At 73.8% G+C, this 17262-nt stretch carries 13 protein-coding genes; 6 read left to right on the top strand and 7 right to left on the bottom strand.

Features of this window, described 5'->3' with window-relative positions:
• The first annotated feature begins 140 nt into the window (after positions 1-140).
• Positions 141-1061: a DUF2267 domain-containing protein gene (locus WMF44_RS42990; RefSeq protein WP_437295833.1), complete on the top strand. Its 921-nt coding sequence runs from the start codon at positions 141-143 to the stop codon at positions 1059-1061.
• 44 nt (positions 1062-1105) lie between these two features.
• On the opposite strand, the gene WMF44_RS42985 is transcribed toward WMF44_RS42990, so the two are convergent.
• Together WMF44_RS42985 and WMF44_RS42980 are read right to left on the bottom strand one after the other, a co-directional pair.
• The gene (locus WMF44_RS42985) at positions 1106-2107 is read right to left on the bottom strand and encodes an NAD-dependent epimerase/dehydratase family protein (protein WP_437295832.1); all 1002 of its coding nucleotides are present in this window, start codon (positions 2105-2107) and stop codon (positions 1106-1108) included.
• Positions 2104-6687, bottom strand: a complete 4584-nt coding sequence (locus tag WMF44_RS42980) for an AMP-binding protein (protein ID WP_437295831.1) — start codon at positions 6685-6687, stop codon at positions 2104-2106. The genes WMF44_RS42985 and WMF44_RS42980 overlap by 4 nt, the downstream gene beginning before the upstream one ends.
• 283 nt (positions 6688-6970) lie before the next feature.
• On the opposite strand from WMF44_RS42980, the gene WMF44_RS42975 reads away from it, so the two are divergent.
• A complete protein-coding gene (locus tag WMF44_RS42975) occupies positions 6971-7945 on the top strand; it encodes a deoxyribonuclease IV (RefSeq protein ID WP_437295830.1) in 975 nt (324 codons plus the stop codon).
• On the opposite strand, the gene hutU is transcribed toward WMF44_RS42975, so the two are convergent.
• Positions 7860-9533 (bottom strand): urocanate hydratase, encoded by a 1674-nt coding sequence (hutU, locus tag WMF44_RS42970; RefSeq protein WP_437295829.1) that lies wholly within the window; start codon positions 9531-9533, stop codon positions 7860-7862. The genes WMF44_RS42975 and hutU overlap by 86 nt on opposite strands.
• Positions 9534-9716: 183 nt before the next feature.
• Between hutU and WMF44_RS42965 the strand changes: the two genes are divergently transcribed.
• Positions 9717-10064: a hypothetical protein gene (locus tag WMF44_RS42965; RefSeq protein WP_437295828.1), complete on the top strand. Its 348-nt coding sequence runs from the start codon at positions 9717-9719 to the stop codon at positions 10062-10064.
• A 111-nt stretch (positions 10065-10175) separates the two neighbouring features.
• On the opposite strand, the gene WMF44_RS42960 is transcribed toward WMF44_RS42965, so the two are convergent.
• From WMF44_RS42960 to WMF44_RS42945, 4 genes are all read right to left on the bottom strand, one after another.
• A complete protein-coding gene (locus WMF44_RS42960; RefSeq protein WP_437295827.1) occupies positions 10176-12242 on the bottom strand; it encodes a protein kinase domain-containing protein in 2067 nt (688 codons plus the stop codon).
• 16 nt (positions 12243-12258) lie between these two features.
• Positions 12259-13239, bottom strand: a complete 981-nt coding sequence (locus WMF44_RS42955; RefSeq protein WP_437295826.1) for a hypothetical protein — start codon at positions 13237-13239, stop codon at positions 12259-12261.
• Between the two features lie 227 nt (positions 13240-13466).
• The gene (locus WMF44_RS42950; RefSeq protein WP_437295825.1) at positions 13467-14234 is read right to left on the bottom strand and encodes a hypothetical protein; all 768 of its coding nucleotides are present in this window, start codon (positions 14232-14234) and stop codon (positions 13467-13469) included.
• A 94-nt stretch (positions 14235-14328) separates the two neighbouring features.
• Positions 14329-14634, bottom strand: coding sequence for a YfhL family 4Fe-4S dicluster ferredoxin (locus WMF44_RS42945; protein WP_012240614.1), 306 nt, complete (start codon positions 14632-14634; stop codon positions 14329-14331).
• A gap of 168 nt (positions 14635-14802) precedes the next feature.
• Between WMF44_RS42945 and WMF44_RS42940 the strand changes: the two genes are divergently transcribed.
• Genes WMF44_RS42940 through WMF44_RS42930 form a run of 3 tightly spaced genes read left to right on the top strand, consistent with a single transcriptional unit; the run spans position 14803 to position 17242 of the window.
• Complete coding sequence (locus WMF44_RS42940) at positions 14803-15552, top strand: hypothetical protein (protein ID WP_437295824.1); 750 nt, start codon at positions 14803-14805, stop codon at positions 15550-15552.
• 53 nt (positions 15553-15605) lie between these two features.
• Positions 15606-16634: a HEAT repeat domain-containing protein gene (locus tag WMF44_RS42935; RefSeq protein ID WP_437295823.1), complete on the top strand. Its 1029-nt coding sequence runs from the start codon at positions 15606-15608 to the stop codon at positions 16632-16634.
• Positions 16631-17242 carry a DUF4149 domain-containing protein gene (locus WMF44_RS42930; RefSeq protein WP_437295822.1) on the top strand — a complete coding sequence of 204 codons (612 nt, stop codon included), beginning with the start codon at positions 16631-16633 and terminating at the stop codon, positions 17240-17242. Before WMF44_RS42935 ends, WMF44_RS42930 begins: the two co-directional genes overlap by 4 nt.
• Positions 17243-17262: the final 20 nt, after the last annotated feature.

The following is a 17262-nucleotide window of genomic DNA, read 5'->3' as shown; positions in this document are numbered from 1 at the left end:
GTCCGCTCGCGGCGGCGATCCCGAGCGCCGCGTCCACCCGCCGGCCACGCGCGCCGCCTCGGTTGGTACCGTTCTGGCTAGCCGCGCCCTGGCGTACGCACGCACAACCCCGAACGCGCTGCCCAGGGGAGGGACTCGCCATGTCGCTCGAAGAGTACCGACGCCCGCGAATGATCGTTCTTAGCCCGCGCTCGACCGCTTATGACGCCGTGAGGGCGATGATGGACAACCACGTCGGCGCGGTCCTGGTCCACGACGGCCAGCGCCTCGCCGGCATCGTCACCGACCGCGATATCGCGCTGGAGATCGTGGCAGGCGACCTCGACGCGCGCAGCACGATGCTGCGCGACATCATGTCGGACGAGATCGCGACGCTCGAGCTCGACGCGTCGATCGACGACGCCGTGCGCACCATGCGCGATCATGCGTGTCGGCGCGTGCCGGTGACCGAGCAAGGGCGGCCCGTCGGCCTGGTGACCCTCGACGATCTGCTCGCCGATGGGGTCATCGACGCGGAGGCCGCCGGCTCCGTCGTGAAGGCGCAGCTCGAGGTGGCCGCCCGCTTCAAGCCGGAAGGCGCGCTGCACCCCGAGGGGACCGCGCGCCCGGAGCGCTCGCACGGCCGCGTGCGCGCCCTCACCCGGCGCAAGGCGCGCGCCGACAGCGCCTATGGCCGGCTGATCCACGCCGTCGAGCGCCACAGCGGCCTCCAGCAGCGCGACCGCGCCGAGCTCGCGCTGCAGATCGTCCTCGGCTGCCTCTGCCGCAGGGTGACGCCCCAGGAGGCGCGGCACCTCGTCGCGCAGCTGCCCTCGAAGCTCCACCCGTCGCTCGAGCCGTTCCTCGACGGGCCGGACAAGCGCATCACGACGGCGACCATCGAGGCCGACGTCGCGCGCGAGCTGCGCATGGACCGCGAGGCCGCCGGCTTCGTGCTGCAGGCGATCTGCGAGGCCGTCGCGGACAGCGTGTCCGCGGGGGAGATCGAGGGGTTCCGCGGTCAGCTCCCGCTCGACATGAAGGACCTGTTCCCGCCGACCCCGCTGCGCCGGGCCGTCTGAGCGGGGATCGGCGCGGCGCGACGAGGCCGCGCGCCGCGCTCCACCTACGCTTGCGGCCAGACAACGCCGCGGGCGCGCAGATCGGCGACCGTGTCCGCGAGGGTCTCGAGCGGGTCGCGCGGCGTCCAGCCGAGCTCGCGCCGGGCCTTCGTCGCGTCGAGGTACCAGAAGTGCTGGCCCATCTCGGCCGACACAGGATCGACCGGCAGATCGAACGGCAGGCGCTTCCGCGCCTGCTCGATGAGGTGCGCGCCCGCCTTCGCGAGCGCGATGCTCCGCGGCAGCCGCAGGGCGGGGGCCGGGACGCCCGAGATGCGCGCGAGGCGGCGGAAGAAGACCTCCAGGCTCATGTTGGCGGCGCCGAGCAGGTAGCGCTCGCCCGGGCGGCCCTTGTCCATCGCCAGCGCCATGCCCTGGGCCGCGTCGCGGGCGTCGACGAAGGAGAGGCCGCCCGCGGGGGTGAAGGGGAGCCGGCGCTCGAGGAAGCTCACGATGTCGCCGGTCGAGGCGCCGTGGACGTCGCCCGGGCCGAGCAGGATGCTCGGGTTGACGGCGAGGACCTCGAAGCCGGGCCCGCTGCGATCGAGCGCCGCGCGCTCGGCGTACAGCTTCGAGCGGTAGTAGGGCCAGCCGGCGATGAGGTCGATCGGCGTCGCCGCCGCCTCGTCGCGGACCTCGTTCGGGTCCTTGCTGACCGCGACGACGCCGCTCGTGCTCGCGATCACCGCGCGCTTCACCCCCGCGTCGCGGCAGGCGTCGAGGGTGATCTTGGTCCCCTCGACGTGCGTCCGGTAGAGCGCCTCGGCGTCCTCGCGGCGCCGCGAGACGCGCCCCGCGCAGTGGAAGACCCCGTCGCAGCCCTCGGCGGCGCCGCGCACCGACGCCGCGTCGAGGATGTCTCCGCGGCGGAGCTCCACGCCCTGCGCGGCGAGCGCGGGCGCCTCTGCCCGGCAGAGCGCCACCACGTCATGGCCACCCCCACGGAGCGCCGTGACGAGGTGCGATCCCAGGAAGCCGGTCGCGCCGGTGACGAGATAGCGGCTCATGCGAGGTCGAAAACCTTCTGGAAGGTCTGCAGGAGGGAGATGTCGTTCGATTTCACGAGGCCCGTCATGAACTCCATCGGGCTCGGTGTGTAGGCCTCGCGGACGATCTTGGTGAATATCTCGGGCGTGGTCTTGAGGACACAGTCCGCTTGCTGGCTTGGCTTACCGATCCTCGCCTCGCAGCTGGCCGCGTCGATCCGCAGCGTCCACTTCGCCTCGTCCTCCGTGCCGAGCGTCACGTAGTAGGTGATCGGCTGGGTGACCCGCCCCGCCACGTACTTCGACTCGAGCTCGCGGAACAGGAGCGTGAGCGGGTGCTCCTTGGTGGTGGTGGCGGCCTGATCGATGCTCTCGACCCGGCTCAGATCGAGGGCGCCGCCCTCCTTGAGCTTGATGACGGCGAGCTGCGTGAGCTCCGCGACCTTGCGGCACGCCACCGCGTACTTCATCCCGGCGGTGAGCCGCCGGAGGTCGCCGATCGCGAGCGGCGGCCCGATGCGCGCGACGAGGTCGCGGCGGATCGGGACGGTGCGCCCCTTGGGGAGCGCCTCGAAGGTGCCGCCCAGGTAGAGCGGCAGGATGTCGACGTTGTGGGTGAGCGCGAGGTGCCCGATCGCCGGCTTGAACTCGAGGATGCCGCCGTCGGGGCTGCGCGTGCCCTCCGGGAAGAGGAGCACCGTCCGCCCGCGGTCCAGGATCTCGCCGGTCTGGCGCAGCGCCGTGCGGAGGCCGCCCTTGCGGTCGAAGGGCGCGAGGTTCGTGAGGTTCTCGAAGTAGGCGCGCCGCCAGCGGTTGCCCTCGAAGAAGTAGTCCTGCGCGGCCAGCGAGACGAGGCCGTCCCCGTAGCTGCCCAGCGCGAACTTCACGAGGCCCATGTCGAGGTGGCTCGCGTGGTTCGAGACGACGATCGTGTTGCGGTTGTGCGGGATGAACGCGCGCCCGTAGACCTTCGGGCGCATGACGTTCCCGTAGAAGCCGGACTGGACCTTGTTCATCCAGTGCTTGGCGAAGTCGGCCACCGGGCGGGGGATGTGGATCGGCTCGTCGCCCGCGCCGTGCGCCTTCGGCTCTGCGATCGCCGCGCCGGCGTCCTGCGCGACGGCCGCCGCGCCCGCGCCGGCCGCGGCGGCCTCGGCGGCGAGGCGCGTGACGATCGCCTTCACCTCGGAGCGCTTCACCTGACCGGCCGCGGTGCGGGGCAGGTCGGCGTCGTCGAGGTGGACGGCCATGGGGTGGCACGGCTTGGGCAGCGCCTGGATCGCCGTCCGGAGCGCGTCGAGCGCGCGCTCGTGCTGCGTGACCCGCGCGAGCGCCGGGTCGCCCTCGCCGTCCTTCGCGCCCGGCGCCGTGGGGACGGCGAGGCACGCGACCTGCTCGCCGCCGCGGCCGTTGTCGATCCCGACGATGGCGAGCTCCTTGACGTGCTCGATCTTGCCGAGCATTCGCTCGATGTCGGCCGGGTACAGGCTCTCGCCCTTCGCCGCGCTGATGACCTCGCTCTGCCGGCCGACGAGGACGAGCCGCCCTTGCTTGTCGAGCTTGCCGAGATCGCCGGTGCGGAGCCACCCGTCCGCGTCGAGGGCCGCCTGGGTCGCGTCCGGGTCGTCGGCGTAGCCCTTCATGACGTTGGGGCCGCGCGCGAGCACCTCGCCGACGCCGTTCGCGTCGGGGTTCGCGATCTTGATCTTCACCCCGGGGATCGGCTTGCCGACGTTCCCCGGGCTCGCCGCCGGAGAGGGCTTGGTGACGGTCAGGAGCGGCGCCGCCTCGGTCAGGCCGTAGCCCTCGGCGAGCGGCAGGCCGAGCCCCTTGAACACGGCGGCCGTGTCCCTGGGGAGCGCCGCGCCGCCCGAGATGAGGAAGCGGACATTGCCGCCGAGCGCGTCGTGGACGCTGCCGAAGAAGAGGCGCCCCGCGTTCAGGCCCAGGCGCTTGCCGAGCATGCGGTTCAGCTCCATGGCCCAGCTGAACGCGGTGGCCGCGGCGGGCCCCTGCTCCTTCACCCTGGCGACGATCTGGCGCTCAAGCATCTGCCAGAGCGCGGGCACGCCGACCATCGCCGTGACGCGCGCCTTCTTCAGCCCGTCGCTCACCCGATCGGCCGAGACCTCGTCGAGGTAGATGATCCGCGCGCCCTGCGACAGCGGCAGGAGCAGGCCGCAGGTGACCTCGAAGGTCTGGTGGAGCGGCAGCACGCTGAGCACGCGGTCGCTCGCCTTGAGCGGGAACAGCGGCGCCAGCGAGGCCAGCAGCGCCGTGAAGTTGCCGTGCGTGAGCAGCACGCCCTTCGGCTCCCCGGTCGTGCCGCTCGTGTAGACGACGCTCGCGACGTCCTGGCTGCCCACGCGCACGTCCGGGGGCGCGAGCCCGTCGCCGGACGCCGGGCCCAGGTCGGGCACCTGGCCCTCGGCGAACCCGACCATGTCGAAGGCGACGAGGTTCGGCAGCGCCGCGCGCACGTCGGCGCCGAGCTTCTCCGCCACGCCGCCGTCCCAGAGGACGACCTTCGCCGTCGACGAGCGGAGGACGTCCGCGAACGCCTCCGCGTCGAGCCCCGGATCGATCGGGACGGCGACGGCGCCTGCGCGGAGGATGCCGAAGTAGGCGACGGGCCACGCCGGCTGGTTCGCGCCGGAGAGCGCCACGCGATCGCCGCGGCGGACGCCGAGCGCGGCGAGGCGCGCGGCGGTCATGCAGGCCGCGTCGCGCAGCTCGCGGTAGCTCGTGCGCGAGAGCCCGTCCTGCTCGAACCGCTGCACCGAGAGCGCGTGATCGAAGCGCTCGGCGACCTCGTCGAGCAGGTCGACCAGGCTGTCGTAGGGCCGGAGCGGCTTGATCTCCCGGCGGAGCATCTCCTCCATGAGCGGGAAGGCCCACTTCTCCAGGCCGGGGAGGTGCACGTTCCAGATGTAGTCGCGCCAGTCGATCTTCTCGGGCGCCCAGACGAAGCGCGCCCGCTCCTCGGGGGGCATGCGGGCCATCGCCGCGCGCGTGTTGGCGCAGGAGTAGATCCAGTCGCCCTCCGCGACGAACGGCATGAAGACCTCGAGGAGCGTGGCCGTCTTCTGCTCGGTCCTGGCGGCGCTCTCGAGCGCGGCCGCCGCCGGCTTGAGGAGGGCCGCGGCGGGGCCGACGCTCGCCGTCTTGAGCAGCCCGCCCAGGCCGCGGAGGGCGCCCTCGATGGCGCGCGCGCCGTGCGCGCCGTACTGCTGCCGGGTCAGCCCGCGCGGCTCGAAGCGGGACGACACGACGTCGAAGAGCGAGGTCTTCTTCCCCTCGAACACCTGCCGCCGCTTGTAGAGCCCGGCGAGCTCCAGGTAGCGCGTCACGCGGCAGCCGTTCGTGTCGGTCGATCCGTACTGGTACACCGCGGGCGCGCGGCCCTCGATGAGCTCGCAGAGCGAGGCGATCATGCCGCTCGCGGTCATGTCGACCGGGATGAGGTCGAGCCGCACGTCGTGGTCGCCCGGGAACTGCACCTGCCCCTTCGAGGCGAGGTAGAGGTACGGCGCCGAGGTGTTGATCCCCTCGTTCCAGCCGGTGAACGGGAACTCGACCGCGGTCTCGACGACGGCGGGGCGGACGATGGTGAAGGGCAGCCCGGAGCTCGCGAGGACCTGCTCGCCGATGCTCTTCGTGTAGGTGTAGATGTTGGTCCACCCCCAGAAGAGCGCGCGCTCCTTGCCGGCCTCGATGAGCCGGTCCTTGATGAACTTGCGCTTCACCCTGGCGAGCTCGTTCTCGAGCGCGCTGCCCCGGCACGGCTCGCTGCGCGCGGCCAGGTTGGCCTTGGCCTCGTCGAGGAAGGCGCTCTGCCGGAAGGCGTCCTCGCACCGCTGGCGCGCCTGCTGCACGAGGTCGAGGCACTCGCTGATCTCGCGCTGCGGATCCCAGTGCGACCGATCGAGCGTCCGCTTCGGGCAGGCGGCGCCGAACCACGTCTCGCCCGCGGCGCGGGGGAAGGGGATCTCGGCCGGGTGGTTCTCCTCGATGAGCCCGGAGCGGTAGCCTGCGACGAAGCAGGTGCTCGTGTGCATCACCTTGGCCCCGAGGGTCCGCGCGAGCTCGACGAGGTTGCTGATGCCGAACGCGTTGACCTCGAGCGCCTCGTCGAGCGGCGGGTTGAAGTCGACGACGCCGGCCACGTTCACGACCGCGGCGATGTTGCCCGTGAGCTCCCCCACGCGGTCGCCCAGCCCGAGCAGCGGCAGGCCGACGTTGCCGTTCATGGGCGTGATCTTCTGCCGCAGGTACTCCTCGAAGGCGGGCCCGGGGTACTGCTCGCGGATCGGGTCGAAGACCGGCGAGGTCACGATCTGCGACCAGAAGCGCTCCTCCGGCGACTGGTTCTCCTTGGCCCGGACGAGCAGGTAGATGTGGGCGATCTCCGGGAACCTCGCGAGCAGCATGGCCAGCCAGACCTTGCCGAGGAAGCCGGTCCCTCCGACCACCACGAGCCGCTTGCCCGAGAGCACGTGCGACGGCACCAGCGGCGGGGCCGCCGCGGTTTGCTCGCCCTTGGCCCCACCCGGCGACCCCGGCGTTGCCTCTCCGGCGCCGGCCCCGTTCGTAACACCCATATGGCTCATCGAGACTCCAGGAAGGCCGCTCAATTCGCGCCTGGGCAGGAACGCGTCAAGGGTGAGGTGCCGCGAACCGGGGTTCGCGCCCTCCCGGCATGCGGTTTGCTCGATTTGCTCGCGGAATCGGGCTCATCGCAGGGGGACGGACGAGGCGGCCCGGGCGTTGCCCTCCTGCGTGAGGGCGCGCGGGTGCGCGCGGATGGCGGATGCCGTGGCAGATCCGGTGGGCTCGGGGCAATGCCTTGCCGGCGGCGGGGAAGCGCCCCAAGCAGTGCGGCCCATGATCTTCGGCGCGCACGAGTCCGTTGCTGGCGGCCTTCACCGCGCGATCGCGCTGGCGGGGGAGGACCGCTGCGAGGCGGTGCAGATCTTCACCAAGGTCTCGGGCCAGTGGCGGGAGCCGGCGCTGAGCGCGGAGCAGATCGCCGCGTTTCGCGCCGCGCGCGCGGCCTGGGCCGGCGCGGGCGCGGGCGCGGGCGCGGGCGCCGGCCGAACACTCGCCCACGCGAGCTACCTCATCAACCTCTGCGCGGACGACGCCGCGATCCTCGAGCGCTCGCGGGAAGCGCTGTTCCAGGAGCTCGCGCGGTGCGACGCGCTCGGGATCGACTTCGTGGTGTTCCATCCGGGCGCGCACCGCGGCCTCGGCGAGGAGGCCGGCCTCGACCGCATCGGCGAGAGCCTGTCGATCGTGCTCTCTCGCGGGAAGGGGCTCCGCGCGCGGCTGTGCATCGAGAACACGGCCGGGCAGGGGTCGACCCTCGGCGACCGCGTCGATCAGATCGCCGCGATGATCGAGCGCGCCGGGCCGGAGGGGTCGCGGCTCGGGGTCTGCGTCGACACGCAGCACGCCTTCGCGGCGGGGCACGACCTCCGGAGCGAGGCCGGCTACGAGCGGTTCTGGGGCGACTTCGGCCGGCTGATCGGGCTTCATCGGCTGCAGTGCATGCACGTGAACGACTCGAAGGCGGCGCTCGGCCAGCGGGTCGATCGGCACGAGCGCGTCGGCGACGGGGAGATGGGGCTCGCGCCGTTCTGGCGCCTCGCGAACGACGCGCGGCTCGCGCGCGTGCCGGCGGTGATCGAGCTGCCGCCGCTCTCGAAGGAGCGGCGCGGCTACCTGGAGGAGATCGCGCGGCTGCGCGCCCTCGAGGGCGCGGCGGAGCCGGTCACCCTGCCCGGTGCGGCACCCGGACGCCCTTCTCCTCCGCCACGCGGCGCGCCGTCTCGTAGCCCGCGTCGGCGTGCCGGATGATCCCCATCCCCGGATCGATGGTGAGCACCCGCTCGAGCCTCTGCCGAGCGGCCTCGGTGCCGTCGGCGACGATCACCATCCCGGCGTGCAGCGAGTTGCCGATCCCGACGCCGCCGCCGTGGTGGAAGCTCACCCACGACGCGCCGCCCGCCGTGTTCGCGAGCGCGTTGAGGATCGCCCAGTCGGCGATCGCGTCGGAGCCGTCCTTCATCGCCTCCGTCTCCCGGAACGGCGACGCGACCGACCCGCAGTCGAGGTGGTCGCGCCCGATCACGATCGGCGCCTTCACCCGGCCGGCCCGGACGAGCTCGTTGAAGGCGAGCCCGACCTTCGCGCGATCGCCGTAGCCGAGCCAGCAGATCCGCGACGGGAGCCCCTGGAACGCGATCTTCTGCTCCGCGAGCTCGATCCAGCGGCGGAGATCGGCGTCGCCCGGGACCGCCTCGAGCACCGCGCGGTCGGTGGCGAGGATGTCCTCGGGATCACCCGAGAGCGCGACCCACCGGAACGGGCCCTTGCCCTGGCAGAACAGCTCGCGCACGTACGCCGGCACGAAGCCGGGGATCGCGAACGCGTCCTCGGCGCCCGCCTCCATCGCGCAGGTGCGGATGTTGTTGCCGTAGTCGAAGACCTCGGCCCCGCGCCGCTGCATCGCGAGCATCGCCTCGACCTCCCTCCGCATCCCCGCCTTCGCGCGCGCGACGTACTCCACGGGATCGCGGGCGCGGAGCTCCGCCGCCTGCTCGAGCGTGAGCCCCGGCGGGACGTAGCCGACGAGCGGATCGTGCGCCGCGGTCTGCTCGGTGACGAGGTCGGGCGTGACGCCGCGGCGAACGAGCTCCGGGTAGACGTCGGCGGCGTTGCCGCAGAGGGCGATCGAGCGCGGCGCCCCGCGCTGGACGCTCTCGAGGACGGCGTCGAGGGCGCGGTCGAGATCGTCGATGCGCTCGTCGACGTAGCGGGTGCGGAGCCGCTTCTCGATGCGCGCCGGGTCGATCTCGACGCCGAGGCAGGCCATGCCCGCCATGGTCGCGGCGAGCGGCTGTGCGCCGCCCATGCCGCCGAGCCCCGCGGTGAGCACCCAGCGCCCGCCGCCCGGGGCGCGCGCCGCGTGCGCCTTCCGCGCGGCGACGAACGTCTCGTAGGTGCCCTGCACGATGCCCTGCGAGCCGATGTAGATCCAGGAGCCCGCGGTCATCTGCCCGTACATGGTCAGGCCGAGCGCCTCGAGCCGGCGGAACTCGTCCCACGTCGCCCACCGGCCCACGAGGTTCGAGTTCGCGAGCAGCACGCGCGGGGCGTCCGGGTGCGTGCGGAAGCGGCCCACCGCCTTGCCCGACTGCACGAGGAGCGTCTCGTCGTCCGCGAGCTCCCGGAGCTCGCGGACGATCACGTCGAACGCCTCCCACGATCGCGCCGCCTTCCCGGTGCCGCCGTAGACCACGAGATCGTCGGGGCGCTCCGCGACCTCCGGATCGAGGTTGTTGTGGAGCATCCGGAGCGCGGCCTCCTGGATCCACCCCTTGCAGCTCCGCTCGCTTCCCCGCGGCGCGCGCACCACCCGGGCCCCCTGCTCTCCGGTCGTCATGCTGTCGTGTACTCCACCCGGTCCGGATCGACCAGAAGGCGCGGCGTCCGCCGCGCCGCGCGGCGAGGCGCACGCCGCCGCGCGACGCGAGCCTGCTCGATCCTCTCCGGGGCAGCCGGCTTCGTCCGAACCGGAGTATGCTTGCTCGGGGCGCGCGCAGCGCCCGTGTGTCCGGGAGAATCCATGATCTCGACGATCCGTTCGGCCCTCGCGCGTTGTCCGGTCCGGGCCCTCCAGCTCGCAGTCCTGGCGCTCACCCTCGCGACAGCGGGGTGCGACAAGGTCGGGTGCTTCGAGTGGACCGAGATCGAAGGGGCATGCCCCTCCCAGGAGGAGGCGCTCGCCTATTTCGGAAGCGACTCGTGCGGCGGCGAGGTCGAGTCGGTCGACAGCGAGCCAGAGTACGACGACGGTTACTGCTGCTACGACATCACCAAGCGCGACGAGTACGGGGGCACCTGCACCTCGCCCGGCGGGCGCATCTCGCCGACGCAGCCGGCGCCGCCGCCCGCCCCGTCTCCGTCGAACTGAGCCGGCGCGCCGGACACCCCGCGCCCGCGCATCGCGGGCCTCGCGTGCGGCGCCGCCTCCGCCCTGGTTCATCGAGCCAGAGCTCGTCCAGCGCGTTCCTGTCGAGCTCCTCTAGAGCTCGTCCAGCGCGTTCCTGTCGAGCTCCTGGAGCGCCGCGAGATCCCGCGCCGCGAGCTCCTCCACGTCACCGGGAGCCTCGCGCGGATAGGCCAGCGTGAGCTCGCCGTCGTGGACGTAAAGATGCTGGCTGTCGATGCACCCGTGTGCGCCTCCGGCCGCGTGGAGCGCCGCGATGGCCTCGCCGAGGCGCGCGCGCTGGGCCCTGGTCAGCGCGCGCGCCTCGTCGGCGAGCGCGCGGCCCTGGGGCAGCGCTATCCAGACCTCGCCGCTCGCGAGATCGACCCGGAGGACGGACGTCAAGGCCGCGTGGCCGGCGCGCGCGAAGGCCCGGGCCCGGGCGAGGGTCGCGTCGTCGAGCTGGAGCACGAGGACGTCGCGATCGAGCCAGGCGTCGTGCCAGCGCCCCTCCGTGTCCCGGCCGTCGCCGACCTCCAGGGTCGCCGCGAGCCGGGCCGCCGTCGCCGGCGGCGCGTCGCTCGATCGCGGCCGGCCGCTCCCGCGCGACCGCCGCGGCCGCGGGCGCTCTGGCCAGGCCATCGCGGTGATCGCGCGGCGCGCCTCGAACGCGTCGCCCGGCCGCGCGGCGGGGTCCTCCGCGAGCAGCGCCGCCACGGCCGCGTCGTGGGCCGCCGTGAGGTCCGGATGGACCTCGCTCGGCGCGGGATCGAGCCGCCCGCGCACGGCGGGGGCGGGCGGCTCTCCGGTGAGCAGCTCGGCGAGCACCGCGCCGACGCCGTACAGATCGCTCGCCAGCGTCGCCGGTCGGCCCATGCGCTGCTCCGGCGACATGTACGCGAACGTCCCGATCGCGCCCGCCGTGGCGGTGGACGACAGATCCCCGAGGTGCGCCGCGCCGAAATCCGCGAGGTGAGCCGTCCCGATCTCGTCGAAGAGCACGTTGCTCGGCTTCACGTCGCGGTGGAGGATGCCGAGGCGGTGCGCCTCGCCGAGCGCGGACAGGAGCGCGCCCGCGATCTCGACGGCGCGCGCGGGCGTGACCGGATCCCCCCGCAGCCGCTCGATCAGGGACCCGCCCGTCATCCAGGCGAGCACCATCGCCGGCCCTTCGGGGTGGTACGCGCGGAGCGCGACGACGTTCGGGTGCCGGAGCTGGGCGAGGGCGCGCGCCTCGCGCTCGAACCGGAGGAGCGCGTCGCGGCCCGCTCCGAACGCCGCGCCCGCGAAGATCTTCACGGCCACGCGCTCCGCCGTGATCCGGTCGCGCGCCTCCACCACGCGCGCGTGGGGCGTGGCCGTTACCTCGCGCAGGGTCTCGTAGCGCCCGAAGAGGAGCGGCCCGACGGGCGCGGGGCCCGCGGGAGGAGCGCCCGCGGCGGCGCTGCCGGGAGCGGCGCCTCGCGACGAGAGCGCCTCCTGGCCGGGCGGATCGAGCCGGGCGAGCTCCTCGCGGACGGTCCGCGCGGCGTCCTCGAGCCCGAGCTCGCTCAGGCAGCGGCCGAGCAGCGGCAGCGCGCGGGCCCGCTCGGCGGCGGCGGGCGGCAGCTGCTGGAGCGCCCGCACGGCGGCCTCGGTGCGGCCGTGGCGCGCGAGCAGATCGCCCAGCGCGAGCCACGCCGCCGCGTCGCCCGGGCGGCGGCGGAGCGCGGCCTCGAGCACCCGCGCGCCGTCGGCGGGGCGGCCGGCGAGCTCGAAGCTCTCGGCGGCGCGGCACGCGTCGTGGGCCGCGGTGAACGCCTCCGCGGCCGCCGCGTGAGCGCCGAGCGCCGCGAACAGCGCGCCCGCGTGCCGCGAGAACCCGCGCGCCGCGAGGTCGGCGGCGGCGCGCAGCGCGGCGTCCCTGGGCGACGTGGCGGCGATCCGATCGAGCGCCTCGCGCGCGAGCGCCTCGTCGCCGCCGAGCGCGGCCATCAGCGCGGCGCGGGCCGGGTCCCCGGCCGCCAGCGCCTCCCGCGCCGCGCCGGCGAAGTCGCAGACGCGCTCGAGCAGCTCGGAGGCGCCCGCGTGATCTCCGGCCGCCGCGAGGAGCGCGGCCCCGCTGTCGCGCTGCCCGATCGCGGCGAGCTCGGCCGCGCGACGTCGCAGATCCTCGTACGCCACGCCGATGTCGGCGCCGTCAGCGCGCGGCGATGCGCGCTCGGCCGTTCACGGAGAGGTCGAAGCGCACCTCGCCGAGGTCGATCCCCGAGGTGTTGATCGGCACCTGCCGCGTCCGGTGAACGGCGAGCGTCGCGTTCGCCGGCAGAGGCCCGAGCGTCGAGGGATCCAGCAAGGAGCCCGGGATCACGCCCCGCCCGGTGTCCTTGAACGCGCACCGCACGGTCGCGCCGTGGGTCGAGGTCACGTCGACGTAGATGATGTCCCGCGTCCGTCCGGCCCCGCCGCCCTCGTCCGCGCGCCACTGCACGACCGCGCCGACCCCTGCGTCGAGATCGACGCCGTCGGCCAGCTCGGCGTCGCCGATGCGCACCTCCTCGGGACCCGCGGGGGCATCGGCCTCGAACGCGAACCGGTCGAGCTGCCCCGAGCCGGAGCTCTCGAACACGTACCGCGCCGGCGCAGGCAGATCGCTGGTGGCGTCGCGCGACGTGTAGAACACGCCGAAGACCAGGGCGCCCACGTCCGGGAACGCGCGGGCGGCGAGCGGCATCTCGGTGCTCTCGGTCTTCATCGTCACGTCGCCCGCGTCGAGGAGCTCGATGGGGCTGAGCGAGCTGAAGCTGCTCGCCTCGTCGTCGGCGGCGGGCGAGAGGACCATGCAGCTGCCGGCGGAGGGGAGGACGAACGGCTTCCCGACGGCCCCCTCGGCGAGCTCGGGATCCATCGCGGACGAGAGCCGCATGAACTTCGCCAGCACGTTCGTGACCGCCCCCGCCCCCTCGGCGTTTGCGCTCGGAAGCGCGGCCTCGTCGAGCTCACCGGGGGTGGCGGCCGCGGCGGCGTCCCGGCTCAGGTTGATCGCGCGTTCGACGCGCACGACCCCCTGGGTGACCACCCCGTTGACCTCCGTCGCGTCGCCCGCGACAGGCGCCGAGCAGCCGACGAGAGCCGCACCGGCGAGCAGGCATGAGGTGGCGAGGGCGCCGTGGGGACGCATAGATCCGAGTCTAAGACGGGTCCTCCGGCCGGGCAAGCGCCTGTGCTTGCCACCGAAAATGGCAGGGAATCCGTATCGTTGCGTTTTGTGGCGTTTTCTTGCGCTTTGCCGCAGCTCGTCACGCTTTGTTGCGTTTGGTTACGTGCGTTTACGTGCGTTTACGTGAGGTTACGCTCCGACGCCGTGCTCGACGACGTTGCAACGTCGTTGCGTTTATTTCGACCGTGTCAGAAGGTGACCGTGAGGCCGCCGCCCGGGGCGACGGTGCCCTGATCGATCGCGACCGGATCGCCGGCGATCTCGCCCTCGGCGTGGTGGTAGGTCGCGCTGGCCTCGACCGCGACGTGCACATGGCGGAAGCCCGCGCGGATGCCCAGCACGAACCCGAGCTGGAGATGCTGGCCCGACGCGTCGACGAGCGGTCCTCGGAGCGCCGCTCCGGCGGCGGGCAGCCGCACCTCGCCGCCGAGGAGCTCGAAGCCCAGCCGGGGACCGAACCAGAGCGCGTAGAGATCCGCGTCCGACCGGAAGCCGAGCAGGAGAGGGACGTCGAGCCCTGCGCCGTGGACGTCGATCCCCTCTGCGCTGGGGCCCGGCCCGCCCGCGAGCAGCGCCGAGGCGCCGAGGCCGATCGACAGGGCCGCGCCGCCGAGCGGGAACGCGTGGCGCCCGTCGAGCCGGATGGCTCGCCCCGTGTACGTCAGCCCCGCCTCGTTCTCGCCCTCGATCCCGACGCGGGCGCTGGCCCAGGGCGCGACGCCCGGCGACACGGTGATCTCGGAGAGCTTTCGCCGCGCGGCGCCCTCCGCCGTCGCCGGGCCTGGGGCGCTCGCCCCTGCGTCCGCCGCTCCGGCGACGACCATGTCACCCGACAGGCCGCCGCCGAGGCGCACGGCGCCGGGACGGAGGACGTGGGCCGGGTGGAGCAGCGGACCGCTGCCATGGCAGCCCGCGCAGGCACCCGCGAGGACCACTGCGGCCCAGCGCCGGATCACGGTGTGACCCGGGCGCCGCATCGAACCGACGGTGCCGGCGGAGGCATGGGAAGCGCGGCCGGAGAGGCGACGCGATCGTGCGCGAAGACGCGCGCTACTTGCGGAAGCGCGAGGGGTAATCGTTGGCGGCGGCCCGCTTCTTCAGCTCCCCATCGTCGGGGTGCAGCCTCACGGCGCGCGCGATGAGGACCTCCTCGGTCTCCACGATCTGCGGGTTGGGCAGGCAGCATTCGACCGGGCACACGGCCTGGCACGCTTCGTGATCATAGAAGCCGACGCACTCGGTGCAGAGCTCCGGATCGATCACATAGATCTCGTCGCCCTCGCTGATGGCTTCGTTCGGGCATTCGGGCTCGCAGGCGCCGCAGTTGATGCAGTCTTCGGTGATGTAAGTCGCCATGGCCTTCGCTTCGTTCTCCGGGGTCACCCCGGTCCGCTCGTTTGTAGAGGCCTGACCGCAAGGTGTCAATTCGGGCGGAAGCCAGCGCCGGTTCCGGCACGGCATCGTGGGCGTCGTGGGCCTGCGCTTGCGCGCGGGCGCCCCTGCCGGTACTAAGCGGCCTCCTCGATGCTCCGCCTCACCGAGCCCGCCCACCTGCTCGTCGTCCTCGGCGCCTCCTGGCTGCTCGCCGGATGTGGCCCCCAGATCGGCGATCCGTGCACCTCGTCGCTCGATTGCGTGCAGGCAGAGCAGCAGCTCCTCTGCGATGGGACGCAGCCTGGCGGTTACTGCACGGTCTTCAACTGCGAGCCGGACAGCTGCTCCGGGAGCAGCGTCTGTGTCGCGTTCAACCCGGTGATCGATCCGGCGTGCAGCGAGCTCGAGAACGTCCGCTGGCCGCGCTTCGAGCGGACCTTCTGCATGGCCACCTGCGATGAGGACGACGACTGCCGCAGCGGCTACTCGTGCGTCGCGCTGGGCAACATCCAGGGGGCCGCGGGGATAACGCCGGGCGAGCGCAGCGCCGCGATCGTCGACGCCAGGCCGGACGGCTCGAGGGCTTGCCTGCCGAACCCGCCGTCTGCGTCGAGCGTCGCCAGCGAGCCGCCGGGCGGCGCCGAGAGCGAGCCTGGGGTGTGCAGGGCCGCTCCTGAACAGACGGAGGAATGGACCCCCTACACTCCGGATGCCTCGGGCGCAGGAGGCGCCGGCGGCGCTGGAGGGTCGGGTGGCGCGGGAGGCGCCGGCGGCTCGGGTGGCGAAGGCGGCTCGGGTGGCGAAGGCGGCTCGGGCGGCGAAGGTGGCGGCGCTGGCGGCGGCTCGGGTGGCGCTGGCGGCGGCGGCTCGGGCGGCGCTGGCGGCTCGGGCGGCGGCTGAGCGCCGCTCGGTGCGGCCCGGCTTTGCGCATCGACCGTGCTAGCGTTGGCCGCGTGTTCGGACCGGCCCCCGCGAAAAGGACGCTCGAGGCTGCGCTGCGCGACGTCGCTTCGCAGAAGCCCGCCGTGCGCGCCGAGGCCGTGAGCGACCTCGTCCCGTATGCCGCGACGGCACGGGAGCAGGTCGTGCGCGCGATCGAGGGCGTGCTCCGCGTCGATGAGCACGCGGCGGTCCGCGCGGCGGCGGCCATCGCCCTCGCCGACACGAAGGCCGTCGAGGCGCTCCCGGCCCTGCTGCTCGCCGTCGAGGACGCGGATCCCTACGTCCGGCAGATGGCGATCACGGCGCTCGGCGAGATCGGCGACATGCGGGCCACGGGCCGGCTCCGGCGCGCCCTCTCGGACGAGCGGCCCGAGGTGCGGTTCCAGGCGGTGATCGCGTTCCCGCGCGTCTGCGCCCAGCAGGCCGACGCGATCGAGGCCGTCATGCAGGCCACCCACGACGACGACCCGCTCGTCTGCCACATCGCGCTGCGGATGTTCGAGGAGCTGGGGGAGTCCAGCGGCGAGCTGCCTCCGCTGGGCATGGAGCGGGCCCGCGCGCTGCTCGGCCACGCCTCCCCGCTCGTCCGGGCGGGGGCGGCGGTCGTCACCGCGCGCTTCGGCGATCCGGTGGGCCACCCCGTGCTCGCCGAGATCGTGGGAGGAAAGCTCGACGGGGTCGATCGCGAGGACGAGGCCGCGGCCATCGAGCTCTGCGGCGAGCTCGGCCTCGCCGCTTCGCGGAGCGCCCTGGAGCGGCGCGCGTTCGGGCTCAGGCTCGGCTTCGGCCGCGATCCGCTGCGCTGGCACGCGCGCGTCGCGCTCGCGCGGATGGGCCACGAGCGCGCCATCCGCGACATCCTCAGCGAGCTCGGCGCGTGGGACCGCCACAAGCGCACGCTCGCCGTCGCGGCCGCCGGTCGCGCCCGCCTCTCGGCCGCCCGCGCCGCGATCGCGGCGATGCGGGGAGACGAGCGGAAGGCCGATCAGGGGGCCGTCGAGGAGGCGCTCGCCGTCCTCGCTGCGGAGGTGGATGCATGAACGATGGAGCCCAGTTCAGCGAGGCGGACCTCGCCCCGAGCCCCGAGGAGCGCGCCGCGTCGCGCCGCTCCCTCATCGATCGCGTGGCCGCGAGCGTGGCCGCGCTCGCGGCGGGGGCCTGGGTCGGCGGCATCGTGGCGCTGGGCGCCTGCGCTGCCCCGTTCGTCTTCCGGCTCGCCCCGGCCCCCTTCTCCGGCGACGCGATGAGCGCGGCGTTCGCGCGCTTCGATCAATTCGCGCTCGGCGCCGCGGTGATCCTCCTCGGCGCGGAGGTGGCGCGCACCTGGGCCGCGTACCGCCTGGGCGCCGGCCGCGCGGCGCGCGTGCGCCGGGTCGTCGCCATGGTGCTGGCCGGGTGCGCCGCGTACGTCGGCCTGGCGCTCACCCCCCGCATCGCGGCGCTCCACCGCGAGGGCGTCCGGCGCGGCGAGGGGGAGCTCGGCATGGAGCTCGAGCGCGTCCATCGCCGCGCCGAGCTCGTGAGCAAGTCGGAGGTGTTCCTCGGCGCGAGCCTGGTCCTCTTGCACGTCTTCACGCTCGGCGCGCGCCGCCCCGAGCAGGACGACGACGAGGAAGCGGCCGCCCCGCTGCCGCCCGGCCCGCGGTGAGGACGCCGCGCGTCGCGCCC

This window comes from Sorangium sp. So ce426, assembly GCF_051475585.1.
GTDB classification, from domain to species: Bacteria; Myxococcota_A; Polyangia; order Polyangiales; family Polyangiaceae; genus Sorangium; species Sorangium cellulosum_B.
Note: the sequence above shows the minus strand (reverse complement) of the source record. Positions and strands in the feature narration are given on the sequence as shown.